This window comes from Paenibacillus mesophilus, from assembly GCF_005938385.1.
Classification (GTDB): domain Bacteria; phylum Bacillota; class Bacilli; order Paenibacillales; family NBRC-103111; genus Paenibacillus_AB; species Paenibacillus_AB mesophilus.
In genome coordinates this window covers 334,179-351,140 of the sequence record NZ_VCRA01000003.1, presented here as the reverse complement: position 1 = coordinate 351,140, position 16,962 = coordinate 334,179, and the positions used below count along the sequence as shown (strand labels likewise).

Sequence of the window (16,962 nt, the reverse complement as noted above, 5' to 3'; positions counted from 1 at the left end):
CCCCTGACGGTTTGTTTTGCTGTAGCGGAACTGTATTCCGCTAAACGGCTATTTTCGCGGCATTTCTTGTAAATAGCGGAACTGTGGTACGTAAAAACAATCTTTTTGTGCTTCTCCGCTCGCAAAATAGCTGAATAACGGATTCTAGTTCCTTTAATTGAACAGAATACATAGTTTCGCCGACGATAACGCACCACAGTTCCGTTATTTTCCAAACTTCCTTATTTATCGTACTTGAACAAATTGACGCCCGACACGTAATACAAGTCTCCATCGTTGTCCGTGGCCAAGAGAGAAGCGCCGCTTGCGATGAGCGTTTCCGTATTTTTCGTCGCCGGATCGATCCGGTACATCTTCCCTCCGATCGTCACGTAGACGTAGCCGTCGGGGTTTAGCTCCATCTTGGCGTCCCGCCATACGTGGCCCGAGCCGGAATAGCTGACCGGGAACTTGTCGGCACTGTAGACGACGGTCCGGGTAGCCGGGTTGAAGACGAACAAAGTTCCTTCGGCCACTCCCCATATGTTGCCGTCAGGACCGAGCAGGAGCGACGTAATGGCGCGTTTCCCCGCGACCGGGACGGTTTCGAACACTTTCTGATTCGTGGTCGTATCCCAGACGAACAGTTTCGCTTCCGTTGCCGTCGGTGAAATGCCGAGCCCGCCCCAGACGGACGTGCCGCCGAACACTTCGTTGTTTTTGTTAGCCAGAGCGACAACACTCTGATCGGTAATCACGTTGCGGGTCACGTTCAGCGAAGCCGTGTTCAAGTCATAGACGGCAAACGCTCCTCCGAGCTTCCCGTAATCGGGCACGGTACCGACAAACAGCTTATTCATCGAGGCGACGGCCAGCATCCCGAACGGGCGGTCTTGCTCCCATGCGCCCAGGTTGAACAGCGTTTTCGGATTCGCGGGATTGCCTCCCGGAGTCCAGGCTTGCGTAACGTCATATTTCTGAATGATCGCACCCGGATAAATGCCGAAGTACAGAGAGTTCCCCGCCTCCGCAATGTTCTCCGCCTGACCGACGCCTTTGTATTTCGTCTGAACCCCTGTCGCCGGGTCGTACGTGCCCATGCCGCCGACGAGATAGCCGACGCTGTATATTTTTCCGTCCGGCCCCCGCTTGATGGACTGAATCGAGGTGGGGGACTCCGGCACCGCGAAGGCGGTTTTGGCCCAAGTGCCCGTCGACAAATTGTACTTTAAAATATGTCCCGATTTTAGGGCGGCCACGTACGAATAACCCGGATAACCGGTCTCGTTCAACGTCAGGAAAGTGGAGCCGATCACGTTGGCGCCTACGTTCGCGAGTTGCGTTTCGGTTTTGCCCGTCAAGTCGTACGAATACAGATTGCCGTTCTTTGTGTAGTATACTTTGTCGGCGACCGGGGACAGCTTGGATACTCCGATCGAGCCGATGCCGGTAAGCGTGCTCTCCACCTGCAGCGTTGCTTTATCGATGACGAGCGTAACGTTGGTCGGGCTCATCTTCGCGAATATTTTTCCGTTGACGTAATTCGTATAATAGGCGAATTCTTCCGTGGAATAAGCGGCCGGGAGAATGTTCGTCATGGCGCCGGTGTTGTTGTCGTACCGGATCAGATGCGCGTGGGAGCCGATGCCCATGTACAGCTGATGAGCGCTTTCGTCATAGGCGATCGACCGGACATATTGCTCGCCGGGCTCGATCTGGCCGCCGAAAGCCGTTACGCCGACACCTGGCTCGTACTTAAACGCTTTGCCGCCCGGATACGTTCCGCCGTAAATTTTGCCGCTCGTACCCGTCGTCAGCTCCCAGATCGTAGTCTCTCCGGAAATGGCGACACCCAGATCGGTGACGGACGCGGCGCCGGGGACATATTGAAACAGTTTGCCCGAAGCGGTGCCCAAATAAAGCGTGCCGTCCGTTGCAACCGCCATCCCCCAGACGGCCGTCGCACCGGGCAGGTCGAACGATTGGAGCGTAGCCCCGGTCTTTGCGTTATATACGGCCAGCTTGGACGGATTTCCGCTCGAGCCGATGTAGAGCAGGTCATTGCCGCTCGAATCTTGACCGAATGCGGCGTAAGAGGCGGAGGCGTTCGTAATCTGCACGCCCAGATTCGTTACTGCGGGCACGGAGAGGGTGATATCGTCGAAATAAGCGGTGGCGGTTGAAGCGACCGAGCTGTATAGCAGCACGCTCATTTTGACTGTGCCGGCCGGCGCCGTGGCCGAGACGCTCATCGGAGTCCACTGCGACTGTGGGCTGCTTAACGATTGTGTAGCCGTTTGCAGCAGCGTGTTGCCGGCATCCCAAAACCGGATATTCAAGCTGACGGTCCCGCTTGTGACGTATGCTTTTGCGGTAACGCCGATGTACTGTCCTGCGGAGACGGTCAGCTTGTCGCTTTCGGCGCCGATGGAGCCGGTCGTGCTGCCGTCGACGAGCTTCAGGCTTTTCGTTCCTTCATCGGCCTGCTCGGTCGTGACGGAAACGCCGGAGGAGCCGAACGTTTGCATCCAGCCCGGAATGACGGTTCCGACCGCGCCTTCCTCGAAGCCGGGATTGCGGAGCGAACGTTCCAGGGTAACCGTATCAAAGTATGTAGTAGTCGTGCCCGATAAAGAACTGTAAAGGAGAACGGAAGCTTGCGCCGCATTGGCCGGTGCGACTGCGGTCACGGATACGGGCGTCCATTGGTTGGCGGGGGAGGATACCCACTTCGCTTCGCTCGTCAGAAGCGTGCCGGCTGAATCGAAGAAACGCACGTAGACGGCTCCGGAGCCGCTCGTTACGTATGCTTTGACGGAAGCGGCATAAGATTCGCCCGGAACAATGCCCGATATTTTGACGCTTTCCGCGCCGATCGATGCGGTTGTCGACGTATCCGAGAGCAGGAGACTTTTGGAGCCGTTATACGATTGAGCGGTGGATACGCTGATTCCGGTAGTTCCGAACGGTTGGAACCAGCCCGGAATCGTACTGCCGGTGAGGGCGTCCTCGAACGACGGGTTCAGGAGTGCCAGCGGAATACCGTCGGCTTCGACGCGCATGGAAGGACCAAGCGGTATTACGGTACATACGAGCAGCAGAAGGATAACGATCCACGGTACGATTGGATGATGCTTTCGAACGATCATCATACGATCTCCCTTCAAAATGGTTTCACAGCTTCAATAAACCACAACGATGGACGAACGGCATATCCTATGTGTTTACGTACCTCCTTTGACCGTGGTGTACATCTGGTTCCTAATGGTCACCTTCATCGTATATGTTCATGTAAGCGTTGTCAATAACATCCATACGATTATGCTTGCAGCAGGATAAAAGCACAAAAACGAGCCGCCCGGCTGCTGCCGGCGACTCGTTTCTTCGGCGCCTTCGTTAGTACAGCGGACCGGGCCTGCACCGCGGAAACGGATGAATATCTTGTATATCGCTGAATGGATAGTGGAAGGTGGCGAATTGAGCCTGGTACAAATATTGAAGCACAAACAGTTCGTTCGCCTGTACTTGGCACAGGACGCCGGCAACGCCTTGGCCGTTTTTCAGCGAAATGCCGACCGGCTGGCCGAGCAGGCTTCTCGCCTTTTGCTGCAGCGGAGGCTGCGGCATCGGGAAATGTCTGTACAAGAGCGTTCCTCCCCCTCTGATCGGATAGAATGGAGCATACGACAGTATATGCGGCGCGTGCCTAATATCGCTGGGCATATATCCGGGCCTGCTAAAAAAACGCTTAAAATGGTATTGAAATATAGGAGGAATGGGGATATACTGAACGTAAATAATGGTATAGGAACGGTACATATACTATTTTCATGACACATTTCCTCATTTTTCGGCACATTTCCGTCAATTATGGTATACGTACGGTACTTATCGTTATCGATTCAGAAAGTTTAACTTCGCTAAAGCGTTAAAGCGAAGTGCGAGTTTCAGAACCAAGGAAAACCTCCGATGTTCGGGGTCCCCGAAAAGTACCCGGCGTAATCTTCGAAGGATTGCGTCACTTTTTGGGGTGAGAATAGCGGTCGCTCATCCTTGGAGTACGTCGATTGACGTTTTACTTATTTACAATATGCAAAACAAAGGGGGAGTTTGGCATTGAACATGATTGATGCGCACGTGCATTTGCAAGGCGCGGATTTGGCGCCGGGGACGCTGGCGGAAGGCGACCGTCTCGGGGTGAAGCTGTTCGTATGCTGCACGGTGGTAGGCATGGGGTATTATCCCAAATTCGAGGCGGTGAGCAAGTCCAACGACGATCTGTACGCGGTGATGCGCCGCCATCCGGAGAGGGTAGCCGGTTATTGCTATGTCAATCCGCGTCACGGCAAGGCTGCGCTGGAAGATTTTCGCCGACGCATCGAGGATCAGCGGATGATCGGCTTGAAGCTGTGGGTCGCGACGCTGTGCGACGATCCGCTAGTCTTTCCGTTCATCGAGCAGGCCATAACGTATAATGCGCCGATCCTGATCCATGCCTGGCGCAAAACGGTAGGGCAGCTGCCTTATGAGTCGACGGCGGAGCACGTGGCGAACTTGGCCCGCCGCTACCCGGAGGCGCGTATCATTATGGCCCATATGGCGGGCAAGGTTGAAAGCGCAATCAATTTGATAGAGCCTTACCCGAATGTGTACACGGATACTTCCGGCTCTCCGATCGGCGGGGCCGAGGTCAGTATCGCCGTAAACCGGCTGGGCGCGGAACGGGTCCTATTCGGCTCGGATTTGTACGGCGCCTGCTTGGCCAGCAACATCGGCAAAGTACTGGGAGCGGGTTTGTCACGGGAACAGCTTGACCTAGTCATGGGCGGCAATATGGAAAGGCTGCTCGGGGGCGTATCGCACGGAACATCTCAGACTCGCGGAATCGTTCAGTAAATAAACGATCGGGAGGAACGTCGAATGAGAATGGGGAAAGTATCGCCCGCAGCTTTGACAGTTCTGGTTGCGGCCATGGCGGCAGGGTGCTCCGGGGGGAGCGGCGCGGGAGCGGATAAGGGACAGAACGATGCCGGGAAAAGCAAACCGGCCGAGCCTTCGCAAGAGCCGGTGGAATTGACGCTTCACGGCACGATGAGCGGTTTTACCGAAGATTTCATGAAGGCGCATTTCGGAACGTATATCGAGAAAAAGTTTCCGAACGTCAAGCTGAAATTTTTACCGACGATGGTTGTGGAAGGAGCGCCCAGAAATACGACGACGTACTTGGCCGCAGGACAAAAGTTCGATCTGTTGAACGCACCGAGCGGGTCGACTCCAGGTTCGGTATTGGAGAACGGACTGCAGATCGATTTGACACCGTACGTGAAAAAATACAATTTCGATCTGAACCGGATCGAACCGTCCGCCCTGGAGATCCAGAGAAAGTTCGCGAACGGCGGCGTCTATGGGATCCCTTTTACGACGAACACGCTGGTCCTGTTCTACAATAAAGATTTGTTCAGCAAATTCGGCGTCCCTCTTCCGACAAGCAGCTCGACATGGGACGATTTGAGCGAAGCGATCAAGAAGCTGTCGCGCACGGAGGCGGGAGTGGCGTACCGCGGATTTACCGCCACATACTGGCATATGTTCTTATTGAATCAGCGGTCGGTTCCGGGGCAGGATGCGAAGACGTACAAGGCGCTTTATACGAACGATGCCTATAAGAAAGAAATGGAATTTATAACCGGATTGTTCAAAATACCGGGCAACGATTGGACGACAAATCCGAGCATAGCGCAAATGGTGGATTCGTTCGTGAAGGGCACGTCCGCCATGTACGTAGGTCTCGACAACACGTGGCAGCTGTATAAATTCCCGAAAGAGCTGAACTGGGACATGATCCGGCTTCCCGAGCGCAAGGAAGCTCCAGGGACGGGACCTCAGACGTATCCGAACTATATGTATGTGACGAACATGAGCGCGAACAAGGACACCGCCTTCCAAGTGATCGCTTCGCTCGCATCCGAGGAGTTCCAGACTTATTACACGAAGCAAGGCTACCTTCCGATCCTGAAAGACAATGCCAATCTGCTGAAGCAGTTCGGCGCGGACGTTCCAGAGCTGACCGGCAAAAACAAAGACATCATGTGGCCCAAGCTGGCAGCCCCGACGGAAGTGACGAAATACCAGTCGATCGATCTGAAGTATGAGCAGCAATTGTTCGCCGATATCGTAACAGGCAAAAAAGATATCAATACGGCTCTGAGGGACGCCGCCGAAGCCCACGACAAAGATATCGCGGCCCAGCTCAGCAAATAAGGCGGTGAACGGAATGAGCAGGAAAGTCCGAATCAGTACCATACAACCGAAATTGACCGTATACCGGGATAAACCGGCTGAAGCAGGCAGGCGGGAAAATATCGAGCGGATGGTCGCGCTCATGCGGCAGGCGGGCGAACGGGGCTCCGATATCGCGCTGCTTCCCGAGACGTTTACGCATGCCGGTATTCCGCTGGATGCGGCCAAACTGGAACAGCACGCCGAGACGCTGGACAATGAGATGTTTCGCGAGCTGTCCGGAGTGTGCGCCAAATACAACATGCATGCGGTCGCTTCCGTGCATTTGAAAGAACACGGTTCCGTGTACAACAGCTCCGTCTTTCTCGATCGGGCAGGCGATATTGCCGGGGTATACCATAAAGTCCATCCGACGATTCCCGAGATGGCTTACGGCGTGCGGGCGGGAACCGAATTCCGCGTGTTTACGCTCGATATCGGCACCGTCGGGGCGATTATTTGCCATGACAATAGCTTTGTCGAGAGCGCGCGGTGTACGGCGTTGATGGGGGCCGAGATTATTTTCTGGCCTCACTTCCAGAGCGGTTGGGGAGAAGTGATGTGGGAGGTGCAGCTGAAATCGCGGGCGATCGACAACGGCTGCCTGTTCGTATCGTCCTCTTACAGCGACAAGTCGGAGCGGAAACATTGGGCTCCCGGAAGGTTCCTGGGCCGGTCCAATATCGTGAACGACGACGGCATCATTCTTGCCGACGCCGGCCGCGAGGAAGCGATTGCAACCGCAGACGTCGATCTGGACGACAAGCGGAGAGCCCATTCGTTCTGCTACAACGATATCGTCGATTACAAGAAAGCGATGCTCGATAACCGGAAGCCGGAAGCTTACGGAATGATAAGCAAACGTCAAGGGGAGGGTGAAGGCCAGTGACGGAGAGCCGAAACGATCATTTCAATAAAACGGTCAGCCGAAGAGCGATGCTCGCGGCCATCGGCATGACGGGAGCCGCACTGGCTGCGGGCTGCGGACCGAAAGCGTCGGCCGAGATGCTGTCGGAGCGATTGGGATCAACGGCCGCCGCCTGCTCTTGCTTCTGCGTAACCGACTATGGGGCCGCGGGTGACGGAGTAACGGACGATACGGCTGCGATTCAAGCCGCGATCAACGCGGCGCAGACGGCGGGAGGAGGAGTTGTCTGTTTCCCGTTGACGGCTGCCAAGTACATCTGCAACGGCGTTACCATCAGCGGTTCGAATGTATTTATAGACTTGGGCGGATCTACGGTCGAGAAAAAGACGGGCAACGGGTATGCGTTCAGCTTCAGCGGATCGCTGACGCAAAAAAATGTCGGCATCATGAACGGCGTCCTTATCGGGGATAACTCGGCAATTGCGAACGGCGGAATTTCCGTGGCGCCGAACAAGCTGACAGACGCCGTCGACGGATTTATTTGTTCGGACATTACATGCGAAAGGTTCGCCCAATACGGGATTAACGCGGGTAGCGTGTCGAACGCCATATTCCGTCATATCTCGATCAAACAACACGGCTCTATTGCACAAGGGGCTACGATCGGAATCGGGTTCGTGATTTACCCGAAAAATCCGCAGAAACATATTTTCATCGATGACCTGTATTCGCATATCAACGTATCTTCGACTCTTACAAGCGCCGCGATAAAATTTGAAACGGCCGCAAACGTAATGGCTACGAATATTCATGCCGTCAATGGAACCGAGGCTTGCTGTGTCGTTAATGCAACCGACCATAGCATGTACGCAAATATGCTGCTGGAAAGCGAATATAGCAATAGCGGGTACTTGGGGCTTGTCGTAACCAGCAACGATTATATCGTAAATCCGCAGGTCACGAATGCTACTTTTCAAGTGAATCATGTCAAGGCGCGAGGGAAATTCTCCAACCCGCTAGTTCTCGCGGCCAACGGCGTCACCCGCTGCGTGTTCGATCATTTCGATTTGAGCGAAACCTCTGCGGGCAGAGCGGTCATTACTACGAATGGAATCGTGACGCACTGTACGTTCACCAATTTTATAAGCGACATCCGCTTTGACTTGCTGCAAGGTGCGACTTGCTCCGATTGCGAGTTCGATCATATTTCGTTAAACTCGGGCGCTTTTATAGTTCGCGGAGACAACAATACGGCCAGCAACATCATCAGCCGGGGAGCCGGTACGATCAAGTTCGTCGGCAACGACAATATCGTAAGAGATTCGATTTCCGTCAACTGTACTACGAACGCTTACCATTTGAACGGAAACCGCAATTATATCGTGGACTGTGTCAGCGTGAATGCGGTCGGCAAGAACCTGTTCATCGAAGCCGGCAGCGGAAACAGATTCCACCAGCTGCTGCAAGCGGGAGGCGGAGGCATACAGGACAGCGGGACCGGGACGATCGGGCACCGCATAGGGAGTACCGGCGGCAGGCCGGCGCTGTCGGCAAACGATGCCGGTTATGCTTATTTGGATACAACGCTGCATGCAAACGGGAAGCCGATATGGTGGAACGGCGCGTTATGGGTGGACGCGGCGGGTGTATCGGTTTGAAATGGGGATGAGCTGCGATGATGGACTATGCCTTGAGCGGAAGTATACCCGATTTATTGCCGCATTTCTCAATCGAAACGGATTCGGGGCATACAACTTCGGCTCTGTGGGACGAACGGAGAGGCGACATTGCGAGCCGGCTGCTGTCCTTGTGCGGGGGCATACCCGAGCCGGAGCCGGTCAGCTTCACGACGCTCGGCAGCACGACGGTGAGGGACGGCATCGAATTGCGCAAAATTCGGTATTCGACATACGACAACGATCACGTGAGCGCGTATTTGCTGCTTCCTCCGAATACCGGGAGCGCGGGGCGACTTCCTGCGGTGGTGGCCATGCATCAAACGTTCGCTGCCGCGAAAGACGAAGTGGCGGGCATTGCCGGCGATCCGGAACTGGCTTACGGCATCGAATTGGCCGCCCGGGGGTATGTCGTACTCGCTCCCGACGTGCTAACCGCGGGTGAGCGGGTCTATGCCGGAGCGCATCCGTTCCAGACCGCTCCATTCGAGGAGCGGTACCCGGAATGGTCGATGATCGGCAAGATGCTGTACGATCACCGCCAAGGCGTCGAGCTGCTGTGCGGACTGGATTTTGTGGACGGCGGCAAGATTGCGGCGATCGGTCATTCTCTCGGCGGTTACAATGCTTTTCTGTTGTCCGCCTTCGATGAAAGAATTAAGGCGGCCGTAGTAAGTTGCGGCTTCAGCACGTTCGCCGGAGATGCGAGACCGGAGCGTTGGGGGAAGCGCAAGGAGTGGTTCACTCATTTTCCGAAATTGAATGAATTTTTGCGACGGGGGCGTATTCCGTTCGAATTCAATGAAATTTTGGCGCTGACGTTTCCGCGGTCGGTTTTCGTTTGGTACACGCAGAACGATACTATTTTTCCCCATTGGGAGCCTATCGGAAAGGGCGTTAAGACGGTCGGCGACTTTTACGCGGATATGGGGAAGGGAAGCCGGTTTGCCGCTTATATGGGCGGAGGCAAGCACGAGTTTCCGCGCCCCGTCAGAGAAGTGGCTTACCGGTGGATGGATGATCAGCTGAAGGCGGAATAAGGAACATTAACGGAAGAACGTACCTGCTCTCTGACGTCCGGGACATGCCGGTCAACAAAACCCCGGTCGTCAGTAAGGCGGTAATTCCGCTAAAGTTCCCAATTGGAGGGAAACATACGATGCAGGACATACAAGCTACCGTTTCCGAACAATGGACGGAAAGATTGAACAAGGCGATCCCTTGCGGTACGAGCACAGGATCGAAAGCGCCGCTGTACGCGCCGGAGGAGCCGGGGGTTATCGTGCGAGGCAAAGGCTGCCGGGTGTGGGACGCCGACGGCAGAGACTATATCGATTTCCGCAACGGACTCGGTCCGGTAACGCTCGGCTATGGCTACCCGGCCGTCGATGAGGCGATTCGCCGCCAGCTCGACAACGGGATCATCTACGGTCATCCGCACACGCTCGAATGCGAGGTGGCGGAGATGGTATCCGAGCTCATTCCATGCGCGGAACAGGCGCGGTTTCTGAAGACGGGCGGGGAAGCGATCGCCGCATGCATCAAGCTGGCGCGCGCTTATACGGGCCGCGACCATATTGTGCAGATCGGCTACAACGGGTGGCTGAACAGCAATGCGGTCGGAGGAGCGGCGCTGCCCGAAAGGACGGCGCAAGTGCTGCCGGGCGTGCCGCTTGCAGTAAGCAGCCTCCATCATGCTTGCCGTTGGAACGATATCGCCGCCTTGGAGCGGTTGCTCGACGAGTTCAGCGGACAGATTGCCGCGATCGTCATCGCGGCGGATTACGGCTCGATGGAAGCCGGCCATGCGTTCTATCCGGCCGTCCGGGCGCTTGCCGACAAGCACGGCTCGCTGCTTATTTTCGATGAGATCGTTACGGGCTTCCGCATCGCTATCGGCGGGGCACAGCAATATTTCGGCGTAACGCCCGATCTCGCCGTTTTCAGTAAAGGAATTGCGAACGGGATGCCGCTGTCCGTGTATGCCGGACGCAAAGAAGTGATGTCGTGCTGCGCGCCGGGCAAAGTCGTCATTTCTTCCACATTTGGGGGCGAGACGTTGTCGCTTGCAGCCGCGAAAGCGTGTATGGACACATACCGCAGCCATGATGTGAGCGGATTTTTGTGGAAGCAGGGGGAGGCGGTATGGGGCGCGCTGAACCGGATGTTTGAACGCAAAGGCATCCCTGCTGCGATTCGCGGTTTTTGGCCATGTCCGACTTTCGGCGCAACGGACGGCAAAACCGGCAGTGCGGTGCTGCCGCTGTTTTTCCGGCTCGCCTACAAGCATGGAGTATCGCTGTACAACGTCTCGTATGTCAATTTCAGCCATCGGGATGAAGATGTCGCCGAAGCGCTCGCACGGCTCGAACGCGCCTGCGATGAATATTTGAAGTTGACCGGAGGTTCGGAAGATGGCAAGTAACGCGGAATCAACAGTCGGGAAAGTTCAAACGGCAGTTAGCGAGGAATCGGTTCATCCGGCTATGCTGCTGCTCGAGCCCTTTCAGAAAGAGCGGGCGATCGACTTGACGGCATTCATGGGCCAGTGGCCGACACGGCTGCAAATTCGCGCAACGGCCGAGGATTTGACCGCCATGGCGGACCGGCTCGGGTTAAGTGCGATGTGCGTCAGCCATATCGCTTCGATCTTCGGCTTCGATACGAGGTCCGGCAACGAAGAGCTGTTCCGGGAAGCGGCTCGCGATGAGCGGCTGCTGCCGTTCGCCATCCTCAATCCGGCGGAGCCCGGTTGGGAGCCGGAGCTCGAATGGGCCGTCAAGGAAGGCGCGAAGGGGATCCGGCTAGTTCCCGGCTATCACGGATACAGTTTGACGTCGCCGCAGGCGGCGGAGCTGATCGCACGGCTCAGAGGGCGGGGGCTGCCGCTTCATATATGCACGAGGCTGGAGGATGAGAGGCTCACTCATCCGAGATTTCCGGTAGTTCCGGTGCCGTTTCACGAGATCGCGGAAATGCTGCGTTTGGCCGGAGAAGATATGCCGGTCATTCTCAGCGGATTGCGCGCCCGGGAATGGGACAGCGTGAGCGAACATCTGAATGCGGGGCATAAGACGGATAAGGTGATGCTCGACTTGTGGTTTACGAACGGGCCAATAGCCGCCATCGCTTCGCTTAGCCGCGGCAGCTTGGCGAACCGGCTCGCCTACGGCTCGTGCTTCCCGATCCAAGTGCCGGAGGCGACCGCCCTGCAGCTCGCCGCAGCGGATATCGGGGTGGACAAACGCGCCGCCTTGTGCCGGGGGCATGCCGCCGCATTGCTCGGGATCGAATAAGTATTAAACCGATTAGGCAAAGAGCCCCTGACCGCGTGCGGCCAGGGGTTTTGTTTGGAATTACGATGTCGCGCGTGACCGATCCGGCGCCCTCAAGCCAACGGCTCGGCCGGCGGTCAGAAATGCTCGGCGATCGTGCGGGCGTCTTCCAGACCAAGCCAGAACAAGCTCATCTCGGCCATAAGATCGGTCTGGTCCATCTGATGATCCAGCAGCTCATGCAAAAAATAGTTATTATCGATCAAGCCGCCGCCGATGTTGATGGCGTGCATGAAGGCTTCCGATCTTGCCGCCTCGTTCACCGTTTCGAGGACGGACAAAAAAATCGTACTTTCGCACATCGTCTGCTGCACATCGGCCTGCAGCGCCATGTTTACGAACTCCGACGACAAGCCGGGGTCGGCGCACTGACTCGGCACGAGCAGCAGGTTGGCCTGCATCAGAGTCGATTTCGTCTCGCCGAACGGCAGCGGCGCGATTTCCGGCTTGAAGTCGATTCCGCGCTCCGCCCAAGTCGACATCTCGAACAGCGTTGTCAAGGTCATGGCCGATTTTCCGTAAATAAACGGGTTGATCAAGTTTTTGCTTTCCGTGTAGACGGTGGCGATCCTTTTACGGTGAAGCCAATCCTGCAGCCTGTCGAGCGCCATGGCGATCTTGGGCCGGTTGTCCCCGGAATCGGGCCGCATCCCGTTCTGCAAGGCGAATACGAGCCAGCGGCTGAGCGACGTGAACAGGCTGAAGCCGAAGCGGTCGATCCGGCCGTCGGTTGCCGATGTGACGCGTTCGGCAGCCTCCGTGAAATCGTCGACGGTCCAATGGGGACCCGGCAAATGGATTCCCGCGGCGGCAAACAAATCCGGATTATAGGCGAGACAGGTCGGCGAGAACGTAATCGGTACTGCCTTAACCGCCTCCTTCGGGCAAAACGCGTCGCGAAGCTTCGGATATACCCCTTTCAGCGAGCCGCCGACTACAGGTCCCAGATCGACAAAGACGTCTTGTTCTTCCGCAATGGCAAGCTGACTTTCCCCGATCAGCACAATATCCGGACAGAAGCCCATCCGGTCGCTTTGGCGTATCGATTCGATGAACGTATCTGAGGGAAAGCTGAGGACATGGACGTCAACATGCGGGTATTTGTGCCGGAACGCTTCGCAGATGACATGCAGTCCGTTATCGACGAAATAGGCCGGAAAAGGGGCGACGATGCGCAGCGTTTTCCGGTCGCCTTGCTGAAACGACACGTCGGCAGGCACCATCGTGCCTAACCCGACCCGCTTGACGACAAGTCCCTCCTTATGCAGCTCATCCAACGCTTTTCGGACCGAATTCCGGCTTAACCCGTAATATTTACACAATTCGTTTTCCGGAAGAAGATAGTCTCCGGGCTTGATCAATCCGGTCAAAATTTGCTCTTTCAACGTTTTATATAATCGGACGTACAGAAAATCGCTCGCTCTGCGCATACTTCTGGGATGAGTCTCCTTCCGGCGTGAGAATAAAGGCATTGGATAGGTACATGTACCTTGATTATACATGATTCTCCCGGAATTTTATATGCGAATGGCCATAATGCCCGCGACGCTCGGAGGGGCTTTTCATCCCCCGATTCAGAGCGTATAGTAGGTAGCAAAGGAGGCGTGTACATATGCTGAAACGAAAGATGGGAACGATCGGTTTCGACAGCTCGGTGCTGCTGTTCGGCGGGGCGAAGCTGGGCAGCGTAACGCAGGATGAGGCGGACCGCTCGATCGCGTTCGCGCTGGAGCACGGAGTCAACCATATCGATACGGCGGCCAGCTATGGAGATTCGGAGGTGCGGCTCGGCAAATGGATGCCGGAAATACGCAAAGACGTATTTCTGGCGACGAAAACGGCGCATCGCGGCCGAAAGGAAGCGAAAGAGGAAATACACCGTTCGCTTGAGCGGCTCCGCACCGACACGATCGATCTGCTGCAGCTTCATGCGGTAGGCACGATCGAGGAGCTGGACAAATGCACCTCGGCGGGAGGCGCTTTGGAAGCGGCGCTCGAAGCGAAGGAGGAAGGGCTCGTGCGCCATATCGGCATAACCGGACACGGGCATTCCGCACCCGCGGTCCATCTGGAGGCGCTCCGCCGCTTCGCCTTCGAGACGGTGCTCACACCGTTCAATTATTATTTGTATGGATTGCCGGAATACCGCCGATCGTTCGATGCGCTTGTTGAAGAGACGAAGCACAGGGATGTGCCGCTGCGCGTCATCAAGGCCGTGGCCAAAGGACCGTGGGCAGTCGGCCAGACGCGCAATCATGCGACCTGGTACGAACCGTTCGACGATCAGAGGACGATCGACGCTTGCGTACATTACGCCCTATCCCATGAAGGCATCCACGGCTTCGCAAGCGCCGGCGATATCCATCTATTCCCGAAAATCGTCGCCGCCGTCGAGAAGTTCGGTACATTGGACGACATGGAGGTGCGCGCCCTGCTCGCGGCAATTCCGGAGTACGGCAGTCCGTTCGACGCTCCGACTTCCATCGCTTGACCGATTAAGGCTCCTCGTCTATCAGAGGCAGCGTAAAGTAAAACAGCACGCCGCCGCTCACGTTGCGGACGCCGAATTCGCTGCCGTGCAGCGTCAATATGTTTTTGACGATGGCGAGTCCGATGCCGGAGCCGCCGCCGATTTCCCGGCTTCCCGACTTGTCGACGGTGTAGAACGTATCCCAAATATACGGCAAGTCCGCTTCGGGAATCGGATCGCCGTCGTTGTACACTTCGATGCGCACGCATCCGTTCGCGCCCGGTACTCCGCTGCCGGGCCCTTCCTCTGTGCTGATGCGGATTTTGCCGCCTTCGGGAGTATGCTTGATCGCATTGCCGAGCAAATTGGTCAGCACTTGGCCGATGCGGAATTCATCCCCGTAAACGATGGCGTCCGCGCTTTCCAGCTCGACCGCGCAGACGACCCGCTTCTTCAGCTCAACGAACATTTTATCCGTCAGCGATCCGGCCAGCGCGCCGATCCGGAACGGCTCCTGGCGCAAATTGTATTTGCCCGCCTCGAGCTGCGACAAATCGAGCATATCTTTGACGATGCTGGCCATCCTCTCCGTTTCTTCGACGATGACGTCCAAATATTCCTCGCGCCTTTCCCCCTGCACGATGTCGTCCCGCAGTCCTTCCGCATATCCGCCGATCAGGCTGATAGGCGTCTTCAGCTCATGGGAGACGCTCGCGACGAACTCCCGGCGCAGCCGCTCCAGCCGCTTCTCGTTCTCGATGTCGGCCTTCAGCTTCTCGTTGGCCGAATGAAGCTGTCCGAGCGTATCGTTCAAATTTTGCGATAGAAAGTTGAGCGTTCCGCCGAGGCTGCCGATCTCGTCTCGGGTTTCGACATCGCATTTGGCGGAAAAGTCCAGGTTGGCCATCCGCCCGGCCGCTACGTTCAGCTTGACGAGAGGACGCGATATCATCCGCGAGAACACGTAAGTAAGCAGTACGATCAGCGCAATTGCAAGCAGCAGGAAATAGACGTAGAAATCCCGCACGATGTTCGCCGCCTCGCCGACAGGCTGCAGCGACGAGACGGCCAGCAGCACATGATCGGTCGTCATCGCGTTCTTTAACGGGGTAACGACGGCGATCGAGCTGGCCCCGGCCCCGCCCTCGGCGATTTTACTCGTGAATGTAACCGTATCTCCCAAGTCCAGCACTTGCCGGACAAGCCCCGAATTCTCGCGCCAACGGTTCATCGCCGAGATGATCGTTTTCAGCCCGTTGTCCGGCGACAGCCCGATCGCCGATTGCTGCGTCTGAATGCGGAGGACATTGCCCGTCTGGTCCACCGTTTGGATGAACGTCGTACGAGGCTGGGCTCCGAGCAGGATTAACCCGTCCTTTACTTGTCCGAGCGCCATCGTGGCGGAGTAGCGCTTCTCGAATTCCGGGAACTGCTCCGTCAATTTGTTCACTTCGTCCTGCTCTTTGTAGTAGCTGGACTTGAACGATTCCAGAGCGCTCCGCAGCTCATTGATTTTTTTGCGTTCATAATACGATTCGAAGAAGCTCGACTGCACGATCATAAGCAGCGTCAGGAAGACGGTCAGGAACAACGAAGTGAGCACGAACAGCTTCGTGGAAATTTTGCGGAAGCGCCGTATCATCGTTTCACCTCGAATTTGTACCCGAATCCTTTGACCGTGGCGATCAGCTCGGCTTTGCGCTCCAGCTTTTGCCGCAGCCGCTTGATATGGGTATCCACCGTGCGGATGTCGCCTTCGTAGTCGAAGCCCCATACTTGATCCAATATTTGTTCGCGGGACAGCGCTATGTTCCGGTTACGGTGCAAGTAAACGAGCAGCTCGTATTCTTTGCGCGTAAAAGGAATCGGGCGTCCGTCGACGCGGACTTCGTGCCCTTCCGGATTCAGCTCGAGCCCGTCGAGCCGGATCGTTCCTTTGGCTTCGTTGGTATCGCCGTCCAGCCGTTTGAACAGCGCCTTGATTTTGGCGATGAGCACTTTCGGGCTGAACGGCTTCGTGACGTAATCGTCCGCGCCCAAGCCGTATCCTTGCAGCTTGTCGTATTCTTCCGATTTCGCGGTCAGAAGCACGATCAGCACGCCGGACTTCTCGCGAATCGATTTGCAGACGGCGAATCCGTCCATGTACGGCATCATGATGTCCAAGATGACCAGATCGATCCGCTCCGGATCGAACCTCTCCATCGCTTCCTGTCCGTTGGCCGCCTCAATGGTTTCATACCCTTCATGGCTCAAATAATCGACGAGCAGTCGGCGCATTTTGAGCTCGTCTTCGACGATCAAAATTGTTTTCCCCATACTCTTCCACGCTCCCGCCCCCATTGTAGCACCAGT

At 56.2% G+C, this 16,962-nt stretch carries 13 protein-coding genes; 8 read left to right on the top strand and 5 right to left on the bottom strand.

Translation table 11 applies throughout. From position 1 onward, the window contains the following. Positions 1-221: 221 nt before the first annotated feature. Both FE783_RS06875 and FE783_RS06870 read right to left on the bottom strand, forming a co-directional pair. Positions 222-3,131, bottom strand: a complete 2,910-nt coding sequence (locus FE783_RS06875; protein WP_138878600.1) for a carbohydrate binding domain-containing protein — start codon at positions 3,129-3,131, stop codon at positions 222-224. Between the two features lie 244 nt (positions 3,132-3,375). Further along, a complete protein-coding gene (locus FE783_RS06870) occupies positions 3,376-3,606 on the bottom strand; it encodes a hypothetical protein (protein ID WP_138878772.1) in 231 nt (76 codons plus the stop codon). Positions 3,607-4,101: 495 nt separating this feature from the next. Between FE783_RS06870 and FE783_RS06865 the strand changes: the two genes are divergently transcribed. From FE783_RS06865 to FE783_RS06835, 7 genes are all read left to right on the top strand, one after another. Beyond that, a complete protein-coding gene (locus FE783_RS06865) occupies positions 4,102-4,875 on the top strand; it encodes an amidohydrolase family protein (protein ID WP_238402919.1) in 774 nt (257 codons plus the stop codon). Between the two features lie 24 nt (positions 4,876-4,899). Beyond that, a complete protein-coding gene (locus FE783_RS06860; protein ID WP_138878598.1) occupies positions 4,900-6,240 on the top strand; it encodes an ABC transporter substrate-binding protein in 1,341 nt (446 codons plus the stop codon). Between the two features lie 13 nt (positions 6,241-6,253). Continuing rightward, positions 6,254-7,147 carry a carbon-nitrogen hydrolase family protein gene (locus tag FE783_RS06855; RefSeq protein ID WP_138878597.1) on the top strand — a complete coding sequence of 298 codons (894 nt, stop codon included), beginning with the start codon at positions 6,254-6,256 and terminating at the stop codon, positions 7,145-7,147. After that, positions 7,144-8,784, top strand: coding sequence for a glycosyl hydrolase family 28-related protein (locus FE783_RS38645; RefSeq protein ID WP_274381433.1), 1,641 nt, complete (start codon positions 7,144-7,146; stop codon positions 8,782-8,784). Before FE783_RS06855 ends, FE783_RS38645 begins: the two co-directional genes overlap by 4 nt. A gap of 17 nt (positions 8,785-8,801) precedes the next feature. Continuing rightward, complete coding sequence (locus tag FE783_RS06845) at positions 8,802-9,842, top strand: alpha/beta fold hydrolase (RefSeq protein WP_138878596.1); 1,041 nt, start codon at positions 8,802-8,804, stop codon at positions 9,840-9,842. Between the two features lie 119 nt (positions 9,843-9,961). Then, entirely contained in the window at positions 9,962-11,227 is a 1,266-nt protein-coding gene (locus tag FE783_RS06840; RefSeq protein WP_158301651.1) for an aspartate aminotransferase family protein, read from the top strand. After that, entirely contained in the window at positions 11,217-12,098 is an 882-nt protein-coding gene (locus FE783_RS06835; protein WP_138878594.1) for an amidohydrolase family protein, read from the top strand. Before FE783_RS06840 ends, FE783_RS06835 begins: the two co-directional genes overlap by 11 nt. Positions 12,099-12,214: 116 nt before the next feature. Here FE783_RS06835 and FE783_RS06830 read toward each other — a convergent pair whose 3' ends face one another. Continuing rightward, positions 12,215-13,567, bottom strand: coding sequence for an extracellular solute-binding protein (locus FE783_RS06830; protein WP_158301650.1), 1,353 nt, complete (start codon positions 13,565-13,567; stop codon positions 12,215-12,217). Positions 13,568-13,749: 182 nt separating this feature from the next. Between FE783_RS06830 and FE783_RS06825 the strand changes: the two genes are divergently transcribed. Continuing rightward, positions 13,750-14,628, top strand: coding sequence for an aldo/keto reductase (locus FE783_RS06825; protein ID WP_138878592.1), 879 nt, complete (start codon positions 13,750-13,752; stop codon positions 14,626-14,628). Between the two features lie 4 nt (positions 14,629-14,632). Here FE783_RS06825 and FE783_RS06820 read toward each other — a convergent pair whose 3' ends face one another. Both FE783_RS06820 and FE783_RS06815 read right to left on the bottom strand, forming a co-directional pair. Beyond that, the gene (locus FE783_RS06820; protein WP_138878591.1) at positions 14,633-16,249 is read right to left on the bottom strand and encodes a sensor histidine kinase; all 1,617 of its coding nucleotides are present in this window, start codon (positions 16,247-16,249) and stop codon (positions 14,633-14,635) included. Next, positions 16,246-16,926, bottom strand: a complete 681-nt coding sequence (locus FE783_RS06815; RefSeq protein ID WP_138878590.1) for a response regulator transcription factor — start codon at positions 16,924-16,926, stop codon at positions 16,246-16,248. The genes FE783_RS06820 and FE783_RS06815 overlap by 4 nt, the downstream gene beginning before the upstream one ends. Positions 16,927-16,962 lie beyond the last annotated feature (36 nt).